General features: G+C 70.2%; 22 protein-coding genes and 1 pseudogene. 17 read left to right on the plus strand and 6 right to left on the minus strand.

The window, feature by feature from the left end; all coding sequences use genetic code 11:
* Positions 1 to 5: 5 nt before the first annotated feature.
* From ftsB to FHW12_RS15065, 5 genes and pseudogenes are all read left to right on the plus strand, one after another.
* On the plus strand, positions 6 to 323 hold the full coding sequence (gene ftsB, locus FHW12_RS15045) for a cell division protein FtsB (protein ID WP_182531864.1): 318 nt from the start codon (positions 6 to 8) through the stop codon (positions 321 to 323).
* Entirely contained in the window at positions 313 to 1,017 is a 705-nt protein-coding gene (gene ispD, locus FHW12_RS15050; RefSeq protein ID WP_182531865.1) for a 2-C-methyl-D-erythritol 4-phosphate cytidylyltransferase, read from the plus strand. The genes ftsB and ispD overlap by 11 nt, the downstream gene beginning before the upstream one ends.
* Positions 1,014 to 1,496, plus strand: a pseudogene (gene ispF / locus FHW12_RS15055) (2-C-methyl-D-erythritol 2,4-cyclodiphosphate synthase); the annotation flags it as partial. The gene ispD and the pseudogene ispF, both read left to right, overlap by 4 nt.
* A 74-nt stretch (positions 1,497 to 1,570) precedes the next feature.
* Positions 1,571 to 2,596 carry a tRNA pseudouridine(13) synthase TruD gene (gene truD / locus FHW12_RS15060; protein WP_182531867.1) on the plus strand — a complete coding sequence of 342 codons (1,026 nt, stop codon included), beginning with the start codon at positions 1,571 to 1,573 and terminating at the stop codon, positions 2,594 to 2,596.
* Positions 2,597 to 2,738: 142 nt separating this feature from the next.
* Positions 2,739 to 2,939 carry a hypothetical protein gene (locus tag FHW12_RS15065; protein WP_182531868.1) on the plus strand — a complete coding sequence of 67 codons (201 nt, stop codon included), beginning with the start codon at positions 2,739 to 2,741 and terminating at the stop codon, positions 2,937 to 2,939.
* Positions 2,940 to 2,987: 48 nt separating this feature from the next.
* Here FHW12_RS15065 and FHW12_RS15070 read toward each other — a convergent pair whose 3' ends face one another.
* Positions 2,988 to 3,608, minus strand: a complete 621-nt coding sequence (locus tag FHW12_RS15070; RefSeq protein WP_310735255.1) for a Smr/MutS family protein — start codon at positions 3,606 to 3,608, stop codon at positions 2,988 to 2,990.
* Between the two features lie 242 nt (positions 3,609 to 3,850).
* On the opposite strand from FHW12_RS15070, the gene surE reads away from it, so the two are divergent.
* From surE to FHW12_RS15095, 5 genes are all read left to right on the plus strand, one after another.
* Positions 3,851 to 4,627, plus strand: a complete 777-nt coding sequence (surE, locus tag FHW12_RS15075) for a 5'/3'-nucleotidase SurE (protein WP_182531870.1) — start codon at positions 3,851 to 3,853, stop codon at positions 4,625 to 4,627.
* Positions 4,628 to 4,645: 18 nt separating this feature from the next.
* Complete coding sequence (locus FHW12_RS15080; protein ID WP_182531871.1) at positions 4,646 to 5,326, plus strand: protein-L-isoaspartate(D-aspartate) O-methyltransferase; 681 nt, start codon at positions 4,646 to 4,648, stop codon at positions 5,324 to 5,326.
* Positions 5,327 to 5,375: 49 nt separating this feature from the next.
* On the plus strand, positions 5,376 to 5,981 hold the full coding sequence (locus tag FHW12_RS15085) for a YqaA family protein (RefSeq protein WP_182531872.1): 606 nt from the start codon (positions 5,376 to 5,378) through the stop codon (positions 5,979 to 5,981).
* A gap of 69 nt (positions 5,982 to 6,050) precedes the next feature.
* Positions 6,051 to 7,049 (plus strand): peptidoglycan DD-metalloendopeptidase family protein, encoded by a 999-nt coding sequence (locus tag FHW12_RS15090; protein WP_310735256.1) that lies wholly within the window; start codon positions 6,051 to 6,053, stop codon positions 7,047 to 7,049.
* A gap of 55 nt (positions 7,050 to 7,104) precedes the next feature.
* The gene (locus tag FHW12_RS15095) at positions 7,105 to 7,971 is read left to right on the plus strand and encodes a sigma-70 family RNA polymerase sigma factor (RefSeq protein WP_182531874.1); all 867 of its coding nucleotides are present in this window, start codon (positions 7,105 to 7,107) and stop codon (positions 7,969 to 7,971) included.
* A gap of 42 nt (positions 7,972 to 8,013) precedes the next feature.
* Here FHW12_RS15095 and FHW12_RS15100 read toward each other — a convergent pair whose 3' ends face one another.
* The 3 genes from FHW12_RS15100 to FHW12_RS15110 form a co-directional block, all read right to left on the minus strand.
* The gene (locus tag FHW12_RS15100; RefSeq protein WP_182531875.1) at positions 8,014 to 9,735 is read right to left on the minus strand and encodes a hypothetical protein; all 1,722 of its coding nucleotides are present in this window, start codon (positions 9,733 to 9,735) and stop codon (positions 8,014 to 8,016) included.
* Between the two features lie 128 nt (positions 9,736 to 9,863).
* Positions 9,864 to 11,939 (minus strand): hypothetical protein, encoded by a 2,076-nt coding sequence (locus FHW12_RS15105; protein WP_182531876.1) that lies wholly within the window; start codon positions 11,937 to 11,939, stop codon positions 9,864 to 9,866.
* 100 nt (positions 11,940 to 12,039) lie between these two features.
* Positions 12,040 to 13,551 (minus strand): PAS domain S-box protein, encoded by a 1,512-nt coding sequence (locus FHW12_RS15110; RefSeq protein WP_182531877.1) that lies wholly within the window; start codon positions 13,549 to 13,551, stop codon positions 12,040 to 12,042.
* Between the two features lie 149 nt (positions 13,552 to 13,700).
* On the opposite strand from FHW12_RS15110, the gene FHW12_RS15115 reads away from it, so the two are divergent.
* From FHW12_RS15115 to FHW12_RS15135, 5 genes are all read left to right on the plus strand, one after another.
* Positions 13,701 to 14,033, plus strand: coding sequence for a hypothetical protein (locus FHW12_RS15115; protein ID WP_182531878.1), 333 nt, complete (start codon positions 13,701 to 13,703; stop codon positions 14,031 to 14,033).
* Positions 14,030 to 14,311: a hypothetical protein gene (locus FHW12_RS15120; protein WP_182531879.1), complete on the plus strand. Its 282-nt coding sequence runs from the start codon at positions 14,030 to 14,032 to the stop codon at positions 14,309 to 14,311. Before FHW12_RS15115 ends, FHW12_RS15120 begins: the two co-directional genes overlap by 4 nt.
* A 110-nt stretch (positions 14,312 to 14,421) precedes the next feature.
* Positions 14,422 to 14,832 (plus strand): hypothetical protein, encoded by a 411-nt coding sequence (locus FHW12_RS15125; RefSeq protein WP_182531880.1) that lies wholly within the window; start codon positions 14,422 to 14,424, stop codon positions 14,830 to 14,832.
* Between the two features lie 152 nt (positions 14,833 to 14,984).
* Entirely contained in the window at positions 14,985 to 15,245 is a 261-nt protein-coding gene (locus FHW12_RS15130) for a hypothetical protein (protein WP_182531881.1), read from the plus strand.
* 108 nt (positions 15,246 to 15,353) lie between these two features.
* The gene (locus FHW12_RS15135) at positions 15,354 to 15,740 is read left to right on the plus strand and encodes a VOC family protein (RefSeq protein ID WP_182531882.1); all 387 of its coding nucleotides are present in this window, start codon (positions 15,354 to 15,356) and stop codon (positions 15,738 to 15,740) included.
* Positions 15,741 to 15,761: 21 nt separating this feature from the next.
* Here FHW12_RS15135 and FHW12_RS15140 read toward each other — a convergent pair whose 3' ends face one another.
* Together FHW12_RS15140 and yhbY are read right to left on the minus strand one after the other, a co-directional pair.
* Complete coding sequence (locus tag FHW12_RS15140) at positions 15,762 to 16,157, minus strand: Mth938-like domain-containing protein (RefSeq protein WP_182531883.1); 396 nt, start codon at positions 16,155 to 16,157, stop codon at positions 15,762 to 15,764.
* A gap of 3 nt (positions 16,158 to 16,160) precedes the next feature.
* Positions 16,161 to 16,457: a ribosome assembly RNA-binding protein YhbY gene (yhbY, locus tag FHW12_RS15145; RefSeq protein ID WP_182531884.1), complete on the minus strand. Its 297-nt coding sequence runs from the start codon at positions 16,455 to 16,457 to the stop codon at positions 16,161 to 16,163.
* Positions 16,458 to 16,597: 140 nt separating this feature from the next.
* On the opposite strand from yhbY, the gene rlmE reads away from it, so the two are divergent.
* A complete protein-coding gene (rlmE, locus tag FHW12_RS15150) occupies positions 16,598 to 17,218 on the plus strand; it encodes a 23S rRNA (uridine(2552)-2'-O)-methyltransferase RlmE (protein WP_182531885.1) in 621 nt (206 codons plus the stop codon).
* 91 nt (positions 17,219 to 17,309) lie between these two features.
* Entirely contained in the window at positions 17,310 to 19,247 is a 1,938-nt protein-coding gene (gene ftsH / locus FHW12_RS15155) for an ATP-dependent zinc metalloprotease FtsH (RefSeq protein ID WP_182532138.1), read from the plus strand.
* Positions 19,248 to 19,401 lie beyond the last annotated feature (154 nt).

Raw genomic sequence — 19,401 nt, forward strand, 5'->3', positions numbered from 1 at the left:
CGCACGTGCTGCGCTGGGTCGCCCTCGTCCTCGTGATCCTGTTGATCGCGCTGCAGGTTCGCCTGTGGACGGGGCAGGGCGGCCTGCGCGACGTGTGGCGGCTGCAGCAGCGCGTCGCCGAGCAGAAGGCGGAGAACGAACGCCTGAAGAAGCGCAACGAGACGCTGTCGGCCGAAGTCGAGGACCTCAAGCACGGCGAGGAAGCGGTCGAGGAGCGCGCGCGCTCCGAACTCGGCCTGCTCAAGCCGGGCGAGACGTTCTACCAGGTCGTCGAACCCGACGGCGCCGTGAAGAACGACGACGCGAACGTGCATGGTCACTGATCGATTCTGGTGCGTCGTGCCCGCGGCGGGCCGCGGCGCGCGCTTCGGCGCCGAGCGCCCGAAGCAATACGTCGCGCTCGCGGGGCGACCACTCCTCGAGTGGACGCTCGAACGCCTCGCCGCGACGCCGTGCATCGCCGGCATCATGCTCGTGCTCGCCGCCGACGATCGCGAATGGGCGCCGCGCGACCGCGTCGGCGGCAAGCCGCTGCTGGCCACGGCCGGTGCGGCCGAACGCAGTGGTTCGGTGCTCGCGGGCCTGCGCGCGCTGCCGCGCGAGGTCGGCGACGACGCGTTCGTGCTCGTGCACGACGCCGCGCGTCCGTGCGTGCGCAGCGACGATATCGCGCGGCTCGTCGAGCAGGGCGGCGCGGCCGGCGGCGGCCTGCTCGCCGCGCCGCTGCGCGACACGCTCAAGCGCGCAGACGCCGACGCACGCGTCGCCGCGACCGAACCGCGCGAGGCGCGCTGGCGTGCGCTCACGCCGCAACTGTTCCGCCGCGGCGAACTCGTCGCGGCGCTCGAACGTGCGCAGGCCGACGGCGTCGCGATCACCGACGAGGCGATGGCGATGGAGCGCGCGGGCCATCGCCCGCTGCTCGTCGAAGGTGCGGAGAGCAACATCAAGGTGACGACACCGGCGGACCTCGCGCTGGCGGAGTATCTTCTGTCGAGGAGCGGAGACCGGCCATGACGCTACGCATCGGCCAGGGCATCGACGTGCATGCCTTCGGACCGGGTGACCACGTCACCCTCGCCGGCGTGCGCGTGCCGCACACGCACGGCGTGGTCGCACACTCGGACGGCGACGTGGTCATCCATGCGCTCTGCGACGCGCTGCTCGGCGCGCTCGCCCTCGGCGACATCGGCCACCACTTCCCGCCGACCGATCCGCGCTGGAAGGACGTCGACAGCCGGCATTTCCTGCTGCGTTGCATGGCGCTGGCGATCGAGCGCGGGTACGCGCTTTCGAACGCGGACGTCACGGTCGTGTGCGAACGGCCCAAGCTCGCGCCGCACGTCGAGGCGATGCGAGGCAACCTCGCCGCCGACCTCGGCTGCACGGTCGGCGACGTCAGCGTCAAGGCGACCACCAGCGAGAAGCTCGGCTTCACCGGGCGTGGCGAAGGCATCGCCGCGTTCGCGATCGTGCTGCTGCACAAGCGCACCGCGGCGGCCACCGTCGCGCCGCCCGACGCACCCGACCTGCAGGCGCTCGTGCGTCGCCTCGAGCCGGACGCGCTCGAGTGAGCGAAACCCTGCCGTACGCGCACGGCGGGCCGCCGGCGACCGGCGTGCTGCGCGCCGAGCCCGCGGATTTCCGCGTCGACGAAGTGCTCGGCTTCGAACCGACCGGCAGCGGCGAGCATGCCTTCCTCGTGGTCGAGAAGACCGGCGCGAACACCGAGTGGGTCGCGCGCGAGCTCGCGCGCGCGGCCGGCGTCGTGCCGCTCGCGGTCGGCTTCGCCGGGCTCAAGGACCGCCATGCGGTGACGCGCCAGGTGTTCACGGTGCAGCTCGCGGGGCGCGCGGATCCGGACTGGTCGGCGCTTCCGATCGAGGGCGTGCGCGTGCTGTCGGCGACGCGCCACAACCGCAAGCTCAAGCGCGGAGCGCATCGCGGCAACCGCTTCCGCATCGTGCTGCGCGACGTGCGCGGCGCGCGCGACACGATCGAAGCACGACTCGCCGCGGTCGCCGCTCGCGGCGTGCCGAACTATTTCGGCGAGCAGCGTTTCGGTCGTGACGGCGGCAACCTCGCGCTCGCGGCGAGCCTGTTCGCGGGCGAGCGCATGCCGCGCGAACGTCGCGGCATCGCCTTGTCGGCGGCGCGCTCGGAGCTGTTCAACGCGGTGCTCGCGTCGCGCGTCGAGCGCGGCGACTGGGACCGCGCACTCGACGGCGAGGTGTGGATGCTCGATGGCACGCATGCGATCTTCGGTCCGGAGGCGTGGACCGACGAGCTCGCGCGTCGCCTCGCCGTGTTCGACATCCATCCGACCGGCCCGTTGTGGGGACGCGGCGAGCTGCGTTCCGCCGGCGACGTCGCCGTGCTCGAACGCGCCGCGGTCGCCGCGTCCGCGGCGTTCGCGCAAGGGCTCGAGCAGGCCGGGCTCGAGCAGGAGCGGCGTGCGCTGCGCCTGCGCGCGACCGGCCTCGCCCATGCGTGGGAGGCACCGGACCGGCTCGTGGTCGAATTCGGGCTCGGCGCCGGCAGCTTCGCGACGACCGTGTTGCGGGAGTTGTGCGACTGGCATGCCGCGATGGCGTGATGCGCCGAATCGACGGTTTTGCACGGCGGGACACATGTCCGGCGCGCCGTTCGGGCGTATGGTGACCTCGCGGCCGCGGCGATCGGCGCCGTGGTCGCGGCATCCCGAAGCGGAGGTTGTCATGCGATCGCTGGCGATTGGAGTGGCAGTACTGCTTTGCCTGGGCCTGTCGGCATGCGCCGGCAGTGGCGGCCGCAACGGCATCGCGCGCACGTCGTACGACGGCGACATCGACTACGGCAAGGTCATCGCGGTGAACCAGTGGGCGCTGCGCCGCCATGCGACCGTGATGTGGGTGAACTACCCGACGCGTCCGGAACGCCTCGCCCGCAACGACGGTTGAGGTTCTTTGCCGCGTGGCATCGGCGGCACGCGCGTCGCGCGTACCGCCCTACGTGCCTTGCAGGAGAACGATCACCGCGCCCGTGCCGCCCTGGGCGGGGCGTGCCGACGCGAAGGCGAGCACGTCCGCGCGCCGGCGCAGCAGGGTGTCGGTGAGCTGCTTCAATACCGGACCGTGCGCCTTGGAGCGCAAGCCCTTGCCGTGCACGATGCGCACGCACAACTCGTCGTGGCGGCGGCAGTCGTCGAGGAACTGGCGGATCGCCTCGCGCGCGACGGCGACGCTCATTTCGTGCAGGTCGATCTCCGCGCGCACGCTGAACTGGCCGCGGCGCAGCTTCTGCAGCAGCTTGGGCGGCTGCCCCGCCTTGAGGTAGCTGATCGCCTCGCCGAGTTCGATCGCGGCGGGATCGATCGCGTGCGTGAGCAGTTCGTCGCGCACGCTCGCTTCGTCGCGTTCGGATTGCAGCGGCTCCGCGGCCGGTCGCGACCGCGTCGGTTCCGCGACGGCCGGTTCCGGCAGGCGACGCACGTCGCCGATCGATTCGCGGAACAGGCGCGCGTCGTCGTCCGTCGCCGCGGGCCCACTCGGTTCGGGCACGGCCTCGTCGCGTCGGCGCAGCGCGTCGCGCACGCGCGCCGACCAGGATTTGTCGTCAGATCTCGTCAAGGACCTTCGCGCGCCGTTGCGCGTACTCCTCGTCGCTGGTCGCAGGCATGCGGATTCCTCGCTCGCACGGGCGGCGGCCCGAGAGTAGCGACGCGGCTCGGCAGCGACAACCGGGCACCGTGCCGGGTGTCCCGGCGTGGGCCCGCATCTGCGGCCGCGGGCCCGATCCGCTATCATTCAGGCTTCCCCGAGACGCTTCCGCTGGTGTGCGCCGTGCGCGCTGGCGCGGCGCAGGAAGCCGCATGCGAGTCCTGGTTTCAAACGATGATGGCGTCGACGCACCGGGCATCCGCGTGCTCGCGCAACGCCTCGGCGCGGTCGGTGACGTCACCGTGGTCGCGCCCGACCGCGACCGCTCCGGCGCGAGCAATTCGCTGACCCTCGACGCACCGATCCGCGCGCTGCGCCTCGACGACGGACGCTGGCGCGTCGCCGGCACGCCGACCGACTGCGTGCACCTCGCGCTGTCCGGACTGCTCGACCACGAGCCCGACATCGTCGTCTCGGGCATCAACAACGCGGCCAACCTCGGCGACGACGTGATCTATTCGGGCACCGTCTCGGCGGCGATGGAAGGGCGCTTCCTCGGCCTGCCGGCGATCGCCGTGTCGCTCGTGACGAAGGACCACAAGGGCACGCATTTCGACAGCGCCGCCGAAGCCGTGCTGCTGCTCATGCGCCGCCTGCTCGTCGACCCGCTGCCAGCCGACACGATCCTCAACGTGAACGTGCCGGACCTGCCGTGGCAGGAGATCCGCGGCCTTGCGGTCACGCGTCTCGGGCGCCGCCACCGTTCGGCGCCGTGCATCGCGCAGACCGATCCGCGCGGCCGGCCGATCTACTGGATCGGCCCGCCCGGCGAAGCCGCCGACGACGGCCCCGGCACCGACTTCAACGCGGTGCGCGACGGCTACGTCTCGATCACGCCGATCCACGTCGACCTCACGCGCTTCCAGGCGCTCGAGAAGGTCAGCGGCTGGGTCGCGGCGTTGCAACCGGGACTGGCGGGAGCGGCCTGACCCGATGAGTCGCCAGCGATGAGCCCGCTCTTCTCGCGCCAGGATCCGTCGTCGCGCGGCCTCGGCATGACCTCGCAGCGCGCGCGCGATCGCCTCGTCGATCGCCTCGTCGCCGAGGGCATCCGCGATCGGCGCGTGCTCGACGTCATGCGCCAGCTGCCGCGCCACCTGTTCATCGACGAAGCGCTCGCCTCGCGTGCGTACGAGGACACCGCGTTGCCGATCGGGCAGGGCCAGACGATCTCGCAGCCGTGGGTGGTCGCGCGCATGACCGAAGCGCTGATCGAAACGAAGCTGCCGCGTCGCGTGCTCGAGGTCGGCACCGGTTCGGGCTACCAGTGCGCGGTGCTCGCCGCGCTCGTCGAGCAGGTGCATACGGTCGAGCGCATCGACGAACTGCTGCGCAACGCGCGCCGCCGTTTCCGCAAGCTCGGCCTGTCCAACATCCGCTCCAAGCACGACGACGGCCGCCTCGGTTGGCCCGAGGAAGGGCCGTTCGACGCGATCATCGTGACCGCGGCCGGCGCCGCGCTCGAGCCCGCGCTGCTCGCGCAACTGGCGAAGGACGGTTGCCTGGTCGCGCCGGTCGGCCCGTCGGGTCGGCAGGGCCTGTTGCGCGTGCGTCATGGCGACGACGGATTCGTGTCCGAGAATCTCGGCGCGGTGAGTTTCGTGCCGCTGCTCGGAGGGGTCGGATGAACGATGCAATGATGGAACGCCACGGGACGATTCGCACGGAACGCACGCGATGAAACTGTTCCGACCGCTGTACGAACGAGCACTGGTGTGGGCCTCGCATCCGCTCGCGGAGCGCTACCTCGGCATTCTGAGTTTCGTCGAGGCGATCATCTTCCCGATCGCGCCGGAGATCATGCTGGCGCCGATGGTGCTCGCCAGGCCGCAGCGCTGGGCGCGCTATGCGGGCGTGAGCCTCGCCTGTTCGCTGGTTGGCGCGCTGATCGCCTACACGCTCGGCCACTACGCGTTCGACGCGATGCGACCGCTGTTCGCCTGGCTCGGCTGGCTGCCGAAGATCGACGCGCTCGTCGCCGAATTGCGCACGCAGATGGGCGCGCATCCGTGGCAGGCGTTCTGGATGCTCGTCGCGGCGGGGTTCATCCCGGTGCCGCTGAAGATCTTCACCTGGGCCTCCGGCATCGTCGGCATGCCGTTGCTGCCGTTCGTCGGCGGCATGATCGTCGGTCGCGGCAAGCGCGTGTTCCTGCTCGCCGGTGCGATCCGCCTCGGCGGCAAGCGCGCCGAGGATCTGCTGCACCGCTGGATCGAATGGGTCGGCTGGGCGATCGTGCTCTCGCTCGTCGGCTTGGTCGTCTACTTGAAGTTTATCCGGTAACATATTGGCATGCCGAGATATTTACGCGGAATGCGCGCGCCGCACGGACTTGCAGCCCTGATCCTGGCCGTGGTCGTCGCCGGATGCGCATCGACCGGCCCCGCGCCGGTCGAGGACCGCAGCCTCGGTGGTCCGCCGCCCGAACGCGAAGCGGTTGCCGCGAAGCCGGCGTCGGCCGCCGGCGATACGTATCGGGTGCAACGCGGCGACACGCTCTACAGCATCGCGTTCCGTCACGGTGTCGACTACCGCGAACTCGCGGAATGGAACGGCATCGCCGCGCCGTACACGATCTACGTCGGCCAGGAATTGCGCACGAGCGCATCCCGACGCGTGCCGCTGCCGGTCGCGGGCGCATCGGCTCCCGCACGCGTGACCAGCGCGCCGACGCCGCGAGCGACGGCGGCCGCGGTAGCGCCGAAAGCGACGAACGATGCGGCGAAGCCGGGCGCATTCGAACCGCTCGCAGCGACGCCCGCGCCGGCTCCCGCAGCGCCCGTCGCCGCGACGTCCGCTTCGGGTGTGTCGCCAGCCACGCCACCCGCGCCCCCGAAGAACGCGCCGACCACGGCGCCGCCGGCATCGGGTGCATCGTCGACGACGCCGACGCCCGCAACGGCGGCCGCGGCCCCCGTGCCCGCACCGCCAGCGAAACCGGCGGCGCCGCCCGCGCCCGAACCCGCATTGCCGGCGGGCGAAGTGAGCTGGCGCTGGCCCGCCGACGGTCCGGTAGTCGGCAGCTACGCGGCGGGCGACCCGACGCGCCAGGGCATCGACATCGCGGGCAAGGCGGGCGATCCCGTGCGCGCGGCCGCCGACGGTGCGGTCGTCTACAGCGGCAACGGGCTCATCGGCTACGGCGAACTCATCATCATCAAGCACAGCCCGAGCTTCCTGTCCGCGTACGGCCACAACAGCAAGCGCTTGGTCAAGGAAGGCGATCGCGTGAAGGCGGGGCAGGTGATCGCCGAGATGGGTTCGAGCAGCGCGAGCCGCGACTCGCTCCATTTCGAGATCCGCCGCAACGGCAAGCCGGCGAACCCCGTCGATTTCCTGCCGCGACGTTGAGCGGCATGCGCGGCGGTGACGCAAGCGGTCTCGTCGGCGTTAAGCTGCGCCGGTGATGCCCGACGCTCCCGATCCGCACGCGCACGACGAGATCCTCGACCTCGTCGAGGCGATCGAGCCGCAGGACGAAGAGGCGCGCAGTTCCGCGAGTGCATACCTCGGCGAGATCGGCTACATCGAACTGCTCGGTGCGCGCGAGGAATGGGCGCTCGCCGAGCGCGTGCAGGCGGGCGACGCCGACGCGCGCCGCCGCCTCATCGAGGCGAACCTGCGCCTCGTCGTCAGCGTCGCGCGGTCGTACGTCGGCCGCGGCGTGCCGCTCATGGATCTCATCGCCGAAGGCAACCTCGGCCTCATCCGCGCGGTCGGCAAGTTCGATCCGGCGCGCAGGCTGCGCTTCTCGACCTACGCGGTCTGGTGGATCCGCGAAGCGGTGCAGTCGGCCGTGATGAACCAGGGCCGCACCGTGCGCCTGCCCGTGCACGTGCTGCGCGAGCTCGCCCAGGTGCTTCGCGCGGAACGCGAACTCGCCGCGCGCATCGGCGCCGCGCCGAGCCTCGACCAGATCGCCGAGGTCGTCGGCAAGAGCGTGCAGGACGTCGCCGAATTGTTCCGCGTGAGCGAGCGCGTCGATTCGCTCGACGCGCTCGATGCGGGCGAGCGCGCGCTCATCGGCACGATCCAGGACGGCGACGACGGCGCGAACGAGCCCGCCGCGGTGATCGGCAGCGAGCGCCTCGCCGACCTCATCGGCCGCCTCAACGAACGCCAGCGCCTCGTGCTGCAGCGCCGCTTCGGCCTCGACGGCACGCCGGTGCAATCGCTCGCCGACATCGGCCGCGACCTCGGTATTTCGCGCGAGCGCGCGCGGCAGATCCAGGAAGAAGGCTTGAAGCGGCTGCGCAAGCTCGCCGCGCAGTGAACCACGCGCGACGACGGCGCGTATGGAATTGCTCCATGCGCGTCATGGCACGAGCGGCGGCGGATCGAAGCCGTCGGCGAAGATGAGATCGGCGAGTTCGTGCGCGCCGCGGTCGAACGGCGTCGGCGACCCCATCGGTGACTGCGGGCGCGGATGCCCGGCGACGTCGACGTGCGTTTCGCCGGTGCCGGACACGGCGACGGTATCGGTGCAGGCGTCGACGTTCGGCGAGTCGGTGCGCAGGCGCAAGTCGCCGTGCGCCGCATCGACGAAGCCCGGATCGCTGGTGACGCCGTCGATGCCGGCGCCCGCGTGCACGTTCATGCACGTGCTCGTCACCGTTTCGCCCGCGCTCGTGTCCTGCACGAGCACGCCGGGTTGCCAGACGATGCTGCGGTCGAAATGCAGTCCCGCGGCGCCGCCGCTCAGGTACACGCCGGCCATCGGCGACAGCGTCGCGTTCGCCACGACCGTGCTCGCGCCGAGCGTGAATACGTTGTCGGTGCCGTAGAGCACGAACAGCCGGCCCGCGCCGGCGTCGTTGTCGTGCACGAGGCTGTCGAGCACGCGCACGCCGCTGCTGCCGTCGAGGCGGATCAGGGCCTGGCCCGAGTGGGAGACGTTGCCGGTGATTTCCGTCTGCGCGAGCACCGCGACCGCATCGATCACCTGCAGCGCGCTGGCGGCCGCGGTCGGCACATCGTCGACCGCGTTGTCGACGATGCGGCTGCACACGGCGTCGCGCGCGCACGACGTACCGCCGTCGGCGCCACGTTCGAGCGCGAGATACGCGCCACTTTCGACGTAGGCGGCGGCACCGAAGGCGCCCACGCTGTTGCCGGCGAGCGTGATGCCGGCGCCGTGGAACCGGGTGCCCGCGGCGCTGAGGTGGATGCCGCCGCCGCGGCTCGCGCGATTCGCCTCGAACGCGACGGGCTGATGGTCGTTGTCGAGGCCGATGTCGCTCGCATTCGTCGCGTACAGGCCGCCGCCGAAGAACGTCGCGGTGTTGTCGCGCACGAGCGCCGACAGCAAGGGATGGCCGGCAGCGACGAGCGCGGCAGCGCCCGCGTCGAGATCGCAGGCGAGCAGCGCGATGCCGCCGCCGTAGTCGGCGTGGTTGCCCTGCACGAGCGCGCTGCTCAGCTGCACGCGCGCGTCGGCACAGTACACGCCGCCGCCGAACGTCGCCGCGTTGCCGTCGCCGCTTCCGACGTCGGGTGTACCGACCGTGCTGTGCACGAGGCGCAGCACGGTCTGCGCCGGCGACACGCCCGTCACGGAGACGCCGCCGCCGTCGGCAGCGCTGTTCGCCGTGACCAGGGTGTCGTCGAGGCGCACGTCGAGCAGTCCGTCGACCTCGATGCCCGAGCGCGTTCCGCCGCGGATCTCGAGGTGTTCGAGCCGCACGCTGCGCGACGTGCCCGCGGCCTGGATGCGCAGCACCGGCAGGTTCGCGCCGGCTGCGCCTTCGATGAGCGCGCGCTGCGCGGAAGGCGTGCCCGCGCAATCCGCCCAGCCGCCTTGCAGCGTCACGCTCCTGTTCGAGATCGTGAGATTCGTGTTCGCGTACGTCTGGTTGTCGGCGATGCGGATCGTCGCACCCTGCGGCACGGCGCCGAGCGCGATCGGCAACGAACCGAAGTTGCACGGCGCACCGCCGCCGCCGAGCCAGAACACCGCGCCGCCGGCGACCGCGGGCAGCGGGAACATCGAAAGGAGCAACGCGAGCAGCAGGTACCGCCGGGTCCGTCGAGCGTGCACGGAGGAGCCTCCATCCGGTGAGGCGGCGCAGGCCGCCGACGTCACCGGATACGCAGTGGGGCAGGCGAAACGCCATACCCGGCGTGAGGAGGCACCAGCGGCCTTGCAGCGCGCTCCCGCGTCGAAGCCTAAGGCTGCAGCTGCACGCGGTTCGCAGCACCCGTCAAGTCACGATTCAGCGTGAGCCAAAGCTCGTTCGCACCCGCACGCAGCGACGGGTAATAGTCGATGTCGGCGGCGAGCGTCGTACCGTTGAGCTTCACGCTTTGCGGATACGCGTTGACGCCGCGCACGACGAGCAGTGGGTGCTTCAACGTGCGCCCCGCGCCGACGGCGATGTTCGCATCGAGCGCGTTCCCCGCGGCGGCGAACGTGAGCGCGCCGTAGACCGGGTCGTAGCCCGCCGGCGCGTAGGTGATCGTGTCGCTGCGCGCGGGGCCGGCCGGGCCGCTCGTCGCGACGTTGCCGATGCTCGCACTCAGCGCGAGCGTCTGGATCGCCTCGACCTCGGCGCGTTGCGCCTCGACCGGGCTCGCGCCGTGTGGGCCGAGCACGACGTAGACCGCGTAGCTCTTCTTCGGGTAGCCCGACGCAGTCGCGACGACGCCGTCGTGCACGTCGTAGCTGGTCTGGCCGAGGAAACCGTACGACGTGCCCCAGGTGAGGCGCGCGTTGTTGCTTGATGCACCGACGTCGATCGAATACGAGTTCGCCTGGTACGGCCAGCTGTCCTGCCACGGCATCGCGTAGCCGTCGCCGGCGTCGCCTTGCGCGCTCGTGTGGTTCCAGTACGCGGTGACGTCGTGGTAGAACGCGTTGCGCGCGCCGGCGTCCTGTTGCGTCATCGTCTGGCTCTGCACGAGCCCCATCGTCGCGTTCGTCGAGGCGACCCAGAGCTTCACGTACGGCACGCTGTTCGGCGTGTTCCACGTCCACGTGCTGTCGAGCGTGACCGGCGCGAGCGTACTCGTGAACTGCCAGCGATCGCCCCAGGCGACGCCGCTGATGTCCGCGGCGCCCGAGCCGTCGATCTCGAGCTCGCCGTAAGGCGCGCGCGAGTCGTCGAAAAGATAGTTCGCGCCGAGCGCGCTCATGTCCCAGGTCACCGACCAGAGCGGGTTGTCGCGCCCGGTCGAGAAGCTCCAGTCGATCGTCACCGGCACGACCGTGCTCGCGCCGCCGGGCGCCGCGCTGCAGTGGCGCGGATAGTTCTGCGTGAAGCGGAAGATCGCGTGATGGCGGCCTTCGAACACGCGCTGGAACGAACCCGGCGTGCCGTAGCCGAGCGGCGAGTCGTCGCCGTTGCAGCCACCGCCGTTGCTCGGCCACGCCGAATGCGAGACGACGTAGCCGAAGCCGCCCTGGCCCGCGTTGCCGTAGTCCGTGACGCCGGCGATGCGCGTCGAACCGTCAGGCATCTGGTAGCGGAACTCACGCAGCGCGCCGCCGCGGTTCGGATAGCCGCCCGGCGAGGTCGGCCCGGTCTGGCCGTCGTTGTGGGCGAGCACGGCGACGCGCGGCTTGTTCGCCGAGTCGCGCCAGGTGAAGCGGTCGCTCGCCATCGAAGCGACCGTGACGTCGTGTTCCTCGACGAGCATGCTCGCCGCGACCGGCGCGCCTTCGAACCCGTTGGCGTAGATCGTATCGACCGGATTCGAACCCTGCAGCGTGATGTCGTCGAAATACAGCGTCGGCTGCGTGCCGGCTGCACTGCTCTCGATGTCGATGCGGTCGAAGCCGCCCGAGTACGACAGCGGCGGCTGCGTGATCGGCACGGTGACCTCGCGCCACGTGCCTGCCGCCGGCGCGCCGCCGGTGATGTACGGGTTGAGGCTGTGCTGCGCGACGACCGTGCAGGGGTTGCCCGCGGCGCTGCAGTTCGCCTGCAGGATGAGCCCGAGTTGCTGGCCGCTGCCGCTGCCGCCGTGCACCCACAGGTGCAGCACGGGATAGCTCGTCGTGGACAGCAGACCGGTTTCGTGGGTGAACGACACCGCGTTGAAGGCGTTGCCCGCGAGCGAGATCGAGTGCGAGCCCGCGTGCACCGGCGTCGTGTTCGCGAAGTTGCTGCCACCGCCGTAGGACCAGTCGCCGAAGCCGTTTTGGAGCGCGTCGTCGTAGACGACGAGTGATTGCGCGCAGGCGGCGATCGGTGCGAGCGGGAGGAGGAGGCAGACGAACACGCAGCGACGGCGGGCGGGCATGGCGGACTCGCGCGAGGAGGACACTCTGGAATACGCGATAGTGCAACGGATTCGGCCACGGGGGCCACCGCGGCCGATGAGGCCGATCGCCCTGCGCGCCCTACGCGCGACCGGGGCGCGCCTTCCTCGCCGGCGCGGTCAGGCCGTGCATGCCGCGCTCGCGCGCCCACAGCATCGCCTCGGCGCGCCCGCGCACGCCGAGTTTCGCGTAGATCGACGTCGCATGGTTGCGCACCGTGCGCGGCGAGAGTTGCAGGCGCGTCGCGATCGCCTTGTCCGCGAGGCCTTCGCCGATCAGGGCAAGCACGTCGCCCTCGCGACGGGTGAGGCTCGCCATCTCCGCCGACTCGCCGGCCGCGTCGCCGCGGCGCACGCGCGCGAGCCGTTCGATCAACGGGCGGCTGAACCACGATGCATCCTGCATGATCGCCTCGACCGCGTCGGCGAGTTCGAGCTCGCGACGCTTGCGGTGGGTGATGTCGAGGTAGGCGACGAGGACGCAGTCGCGCCCCTCGATGCGCACGGTCTCCGCCGACACCAGCACGTCGACCGACTCGCCTTCGCGCAACGCGAGCGTGAGTTCGGCGTTGCGCACGCGCCCGTGCGCGCCGACCTGCGCGGCGACGCGGTTGCGGTCCGGCGTCGCGCCGAGCAGCCCGAGCGCGGCGAGCGTGCGCCCGACGAGCTCGTCCGGTGGCCGCCCAGCGAGCGCCGACGCGGCTTCGTTGACGTCGGTGATTTCGAGCGAGTCGGCGCGGCAGACGATCGCCGGCACCGGCGACATCGCGAACGCCTTCGCGAATTTCTCCTCGCTGTGGCGCAGCGCGAGTTCGACGCGCCGGCGCGGTTCGAGGTCGATGAAGGTGAACAGCATGCACGGCTCGCCCGCCATCTCGATCGGCTGGCCGGCCACGACGACGAGCTTGCCGCTGCCGTCCGCGACCGCGAGTTCGGCTTCGGTCTGCGGGATCGTCTGCCATGCCGACAGGCGCGCGATCGCCGCGTCGCGATCGCCCGCACCCGCCAACACGTCGAATTCGTAGGTGGAACGGCCGAGCACCTGTTCGCTCGCGTATCCGGTCATCTGCAGGAAGCCGGGATTGACCTTCACGTAGCGCAGGTCGGCGACTCGGCAGATCACCGCGGGCGCGGGATTGGCGCCGAACGCCTTCTCGAAGCGCTGTTCCGAACTGGCCCAGTCGGTGACGTCCGTGATGAACAGCGCGCGCACCTGCGTGCCGCCGTGTTTCGACACGATCGGCTGGCCGCGCACGCGGTGCACGCGGTGCATGGCCGGGTCGGCCTGCGCCTGCACGTCGACGACGACGTCGGCGAACGCCTCGCCCGACGCGACGCGCTGCAACGGGTACTGCGCAGCGACGAGGGGACGATGGTTGCGGTACCTCAATCGGAACAGGCGCCGATACTCGGCGACGGTGCGTCCGAGTTGCGCGGGCGTCTCCACCGCGTGCATGCCGCACGCCGCCGCGTTCGCCCACAACAGGTCGCGCCGGGCGCCGACGAGGATGACGCCTTCGGCGATCCCGGCGAGGATCTGCCGCAGCTGGTCGAGGTCCGCCAATCCGGCGGGAGGCGACGATGCTCTGCTCATGGACGCGCGCGATCCCTCGTGGTCGAAAGGTCGTCGGTGCTGCACGGGACAAACGCACCAGGCGATCCGGGGCATTCGTCCCGCGACGGCATTCAGGCTCGGCGCGCAGACTCCAGCGCCACACGCCGCGGCCATCATGGCCAAGTCTAATGAACGAAACGAAAACGACGCCGGGTGCGCCCGGCATGCATACGCTCGCCGTCGTCGAGACGACGGCCGACCTCGACGACGTGCGCGCCCTGCTCGCCGGGTTCGCGAGCGCGGCGCCGTTCCGCATCGAGCACTTCATCAAGTCGCCGCACGGCTCGTCCTGGTACAGCGTCTGCGTCGCCGTAACGCAGACCGACGACGCGCTCGCGACCACGCGTTCGGTGCTCGAAGCATTGTTGCGCTTCGCCGACCTCGGTCGCCTCGATCACTTCCGCATCGTCTGGGGTTCGTGGGTGCTGCGCGACGGTCCCGCGGATGCGAGGGACGCATGAAGCGCGCCACGCGCCGCGCGGCGCGCGCGCACTCGCTGTCGGGCGACCTCGGTGCGACGGCGCTCGCGATCCACGCCGCGCTCGCCGACGGCGACGTGACGGTCTGGTCCAACGCCGCCGGCGACATCCTCTGGGCGGTCGGCGCGGACGATGCAGGACGTGGCGCGACCGACACGGCGATCGGCTCGTATCGCATGGGCGTTCGGGCGAGCGACATCGAGGACGACCTGCGCGCCGTGCGCGGTACCTACGCGGGCGGCGCGATCCTGCTCGATTGAGCGCATCGCGGACGCGCCTGGTCGCGAGGGCGGGCCTGCGAGGCTCCGGTCCGGCGTGGCGTCTGCGCTATCATCATCCGTCGCGCGTCTTCGAGGCGAACGGTGAATTCATGGACATCTGCGGACTCGCCGCCATCGACAAGCGGCTGCTCGGGCGCAAGGTCGGTGCGGATCTCGCGAAGCGCCACGGCAGCAGGCCGACTTACGCCGTGAGGGACATCAAGGCGGCCGCGCGCCGCTGCAATTTCCCCGATGCGTGGGATTGCTGGGCATTGTCCCTCTATGCGTCACCACACGACTTCGCGGACTACCACCAGCGGACCGGCGAACGGTGCGACTACGCCTCGATGCACGAGAGCATGGCGGATGCAGTCGCACTGGATTCCCAGGCCGTCGAAGCCGTTCCGCTCGACCCTTTGCAGCTCGTGGACGCCATCGACGGCGGATCCCCGCCGCACGACCCGTCGTGGCTCGACGGGCTCATGGATTCGCCGGCGAACGCGCACTCCTTCGACCCGTGACGCCGTCGTCGTCGCGACGGGGCGGGGGGACGGGGCCGCACGATCGCAAATTTGCGTGAATCACGGTGAATTCCGCGACACCTGTCACCCATTTGCCAGGGAAACGAGGACCATAGTGACGGTCCCTGAACGACGAATCCCGATTGGCAAGCATGAACCCCGAGTGGCGCATCGTTGCGGTTGTCAGCACGCCGGCCCTGAGCACGTCCGTGCGCGACGTCTGCGACGCACAGCCTGCGCACTATCGCAGTCGCCGGCTTCCGTCGCGGTGCGAGTCGCTCACGCACTGGGAGCTCATGGTCAATTACGCCGAGGGTGAGCTGCTGGGTGCCGCCTCGGCGGGCATCTTGTTGCGCACGCTGCGTACGATGGCGACTGCGCGCGTGGTCGATCTCGAAGTGCCGTGTGATTGAGCGCGCGTATCGCGCGCGAACGGCGGTGCGTCCGCTCCTCCTCGCGTCGCAGTCGCGCTGAAGCGGAGTACGCTTCGGGTCTCTCCCCACAGGCGAGGTGCGACGACGATGAAGCGCACGTGGACGATCATCGGCGTGAAGGACGTCGCACGCAGTTTCGCCTGGTACCAGCGCTTGTTCGGTCAGCCGCCGGGCGCGCCTGCGCACGCGTATTTCGGCCAACTCGTCGATGCGGACGGCACCGTGCTGCTGTGCCTGCACGCATGGGGCGCGCATGAGCATCCCACGCTGGCGAGCGCCGATCGCGCGGAGCCTGGCAATGGCCTGCTGCTGTTCTTCCGCGTCGACGACTTCGAGGCTGCACTGCAACGCGCGGGCACGCTCGTCGAGCGCTTCGAGGAAGCACCCAATCGCAACCCCAATACGGAAACGATGGAATTCTCGCTGCGCGATCCCGACGGCTACTACGTGACGATCAGCGCCTGGCAGGCGTGACGAGGGCGCCCGTCGGGCAGCTCAGGAGGCCGGATCCGCTGCGGGCCCCGGCAGCATGATCGCCGCGACGACGCGCCGGCCCTCGCCAGCGAGCAGGTTGTAGGTGCGGCACGCGGCGGCGTTCGTCATCACCTCGATGCCGATGCGGCGACGGAGCAGTGCGGCGAGCGCTTCGCGCGGCGGGAACACCTGCGTCTCGCCGGTGCCGAGCAGGACCACCTCGGGCTCGAGCGCGGCGACCGCGTCGGCGGCGGCGACGTCGAACCCGGCCGCGGTCGTCACGGGCCAGTCCTCGACGATGCGGTCGGGCGCGAGCAGCAGGCTCGTCCTGAGCTCTCGATCGACGACCGTGACGACGCCGGGCGCGCAGGCGCGGAAGAAGAAATGGCCTTCCGGCAATTCGTGGGTGAGCTGCACGGCTTACTTGGGCAGCGGGTACTGGTTGCGGTCCGGATTGCGCTTGAAGAAGCAGGCGACCTTGCCGATCGCCTGCACGAGTTCGGCCCCGGAATGCGCGCGGATCGCCTCGATCGAGGCCGCGCGCGACTCGCGGTCGTCGTCGGCGAGCTTGACCTTGACCAGTTCGTGGTGGTCGAGCGCGCCGTCGAATTCGGCCAGCAATGCGCTCGTCACGCCCTTCTGCCCGACCAGGATCACCGGCTTGAGGTCGTGGGCGAAACCGCGCAGGTAGCGCTTCTGGGAGGCGGACAGGGGCATGAACGGCAACCGAATCAGGGCGGACGGAGGAGCCGCCCGCGGGTCGGACAGGGTATCATGCCGGCCTTGACGAGTCCCTCGCAGGCGCCCGCCGGCCATCGGCGCGGGGCTGCCACGGGCATGAATCGCGATTCGAGCCCATGGCGCGCAGCAAATCGAGTTCCCGCTGGTTGCGGGAGCACTTCAACGATCCCTTCGTGAAACGGGCGCAGGCCGAGGGCTGGCGCTCGCGCGCGGTGTTCAAGCTCGAGGAGCTGATCGAGCGCGACCGCCTGCTCAAGCCGGGCATGGTCATCGTCGACCTCGGCGCGGCGCCGGGCGGCTGGTCGCAGGTCGCGCGCGAGCGGCTCGGTGACAAGGGGCGGGTGATCGCGCTCGACATCCTGCCGATGCAGGGCATCGGCGGGGTCGAGTTCATCCTCGGCGATTTCCGCGAGGACGCGGTGCTCGGGCAGCTCGAGCAGGCACTCGGCGGGGAAGAGGTCGATCTTGTGCTTTCCGACATGGCCCCCAACATGAGTGGCGTGAACGCGGTCGATCAGCCCCGTTCGATGCACCTGGTCGAACTTGCGGAGGAATTCGCGGCCCGGCACCTGCGCAAGGGCGGGGCATTCCTCACCAAGGTCTTCCAGGGCGAGGGATTTGACGATTTCGTAAGGCGCTTGCGTGCAGGCTATGAGCGAGTCAGCATCCGCAAGCCGAAGGCCTCCCGGGCGCGCAGCCCGGAGGTATATGCGCTGGCCGTAGGCAAGCGCGCGTGAGGGCATTCATGTTCGATTGTTTCCAGATGACCGACGCTTTTCGTGAGACGTCCACGCAGGATCGCGCGGGCGCTTGCGGAGGAACCGCATGATGAACGACATGGCCAAGAACCTGCTGCTCTGGGTGGTCATCGCGGTCGTGTTGCTGACCGTATTCCAGAGCTTCAATCCGCGCGCTTCGCAGCCGTCGGACGTGGCGTATTCGGAGTTCACCCAGAAGGTGGGCAACGGCAGCGTGGCGTCGGTGACGTTCAGTGCCGAGATCCCCTCGAAGGCGACGGCCAAGCTCAAGGACGGCACCAACACGGTGTCGACGATCGTGCCGATCGACGGCAACAAGGACCTGCTCGAGCTGCTCGCGAAGAACGGCATCGAAGTCCGGCAGACCCCGCCTGACAACGTGATGCCGCTCTGGCGCATCCTGCTCGACTGGGTACCGATCCTCATCTTCATCGGCCTGCTCATCTACTTCATGCGCCAGATGCAGGCGGGCGCGGGCGGGCGCGGCGCGATGTCGTTCGGCCGTTCGCGCGCGAAGCTGCAGGGCGAGGACCAGGTCAAGATCACGTTCGCCGACGTCGCCGGCTGCGACGAGGCGAAGGAGGAAGTCTCCGAACTCGTCGAGTTCCTGCGTGATCCGTCCAAGTTCACCAAGCTCGGCGGCAAGATCCCGCGCGGCGTGCTCATGGTCGGCTCGCCCGGCACGGGCAAGACCCTGCTCGCGAAGGCGATCGCCGGCGAGGCGAAGGTGCCGTTCTTCTCGATCTCCGGTTCCGATTTCGTCGAGATGTTCGTCGGCGTCGGCGCCGCGCGCGTGCGCGACATGTTCGAGCAGGCGAAGAAGCACGCGCCATGCATCATCTTCATCGACGAAATCGACGCGGTCGGCCGCCATCGCGGCGCCGGCCTCGGCGGTGGCCACGACGAGCGCGAGCAGACGCTGAACCAGCTGCTGGTCGAGATGGACGGCTTCGAGGGCAGCGAGGGCGTGATCGTGATCGCCGCGACGAACCGCCCCGACGTGCTCGATCCCGCGCTGCTGCGCCCGGGCCGCTTCGACCGCCAGGTCGTCGTGCCGCTGCCGGACGTGCGCGGCCGCGAGCAGATCCTCAAGGTGCACATGCGCAAGGTACCGGTCTCGGCCGACGTCGAGCCGATGACGATCGCGCGCGGGACGCCGGGCTTCTCCGGCGCCGACCTCGCCAACCTCGTCAACGAGGCGGCGCTGTTCGCCGCGCGCGAGAACTCGCGCGAAGTGCGCATGGACCACTTCGAACGCGCCAAGGACAAGATCATGATGGGCGCCGAGCGGCGCTCGATGATCATGAGCGAGGACGAGAAGAAGCTGACCGCGTACCACGAGGCGGGCCATGCGATCGTCGGTCGCCTCGTGCCCGACCACGACCCGGTCTACAAGGTCACGATCATCCCGCGTGGTCGTGCGCTCGGCGTGACGATGTACCTGCCCGAGAACGACCGCTACAGCTACAACAAGGAAAACATCATCAGCCGGCTGTGCTCGCTGTACGGCGGCCGCGTCGCGGAAGAGCTCATCTTCGGCGCCGACAAGGTCACCACCGGCGCGTCGAACGACATCGAGCGCGCGACCAAGATGGCGCGCAACATGGTCACCAAGTGGGGCCTGTCGGACAAGCTCGGCCCGATCGCCTACGGCGAGGAGGAGGACGAGGTGTTCCTCGGCCGATCGGTCACCCAGCACAAGAACGTCTCCGACGAGACCGCGCGCCGCATCGACGAGGAAGTGCGCGACATCCTCGACCGCGCCTACGCGCGCAGCACGGAACTGCTCACCGAGAACCTCGCCAAGCTGCACACGATGGCCGAGGCGCTGCTGCAGTACGAGACGATCGACGCGGCGCAGATCGAGGACATCATGGCCGGCCGCACGCCGGGTCCGCCGAAGGACTGGCGCGGCGACAAGAAGCCGGGCGGTGGCGGCGACAAGCCGCGCGGCGAGAGCCCGATCGGTGGTCCCGCGGTGCAACCGCGCGAACGCCTCGACGACTGAGCGCATCCGTCCGCAGTCCGACGAAGGCCGCCCTCCGGGCGGCCTTTTCGTTTGGCGCGCGCCCGAGCCGGCCGGCACGCGCGGTGGTATACACTGGATTTTTGCCACGCGATGCGGCGGGCGCCCTGGGGACGTCCGGCCATACCCATGGCGT

Source organism: Dokdonella fugitiva (genome assembly GCF_014138265.1).
GTDB classification, from domain to species: Bacteria; Pseudomonadota; Gammaproteobacteria; order Xanthomonadales; family Rhodanobacteraceae; genus Dokdonella_A; species Dokdonella_A fugitiva_A.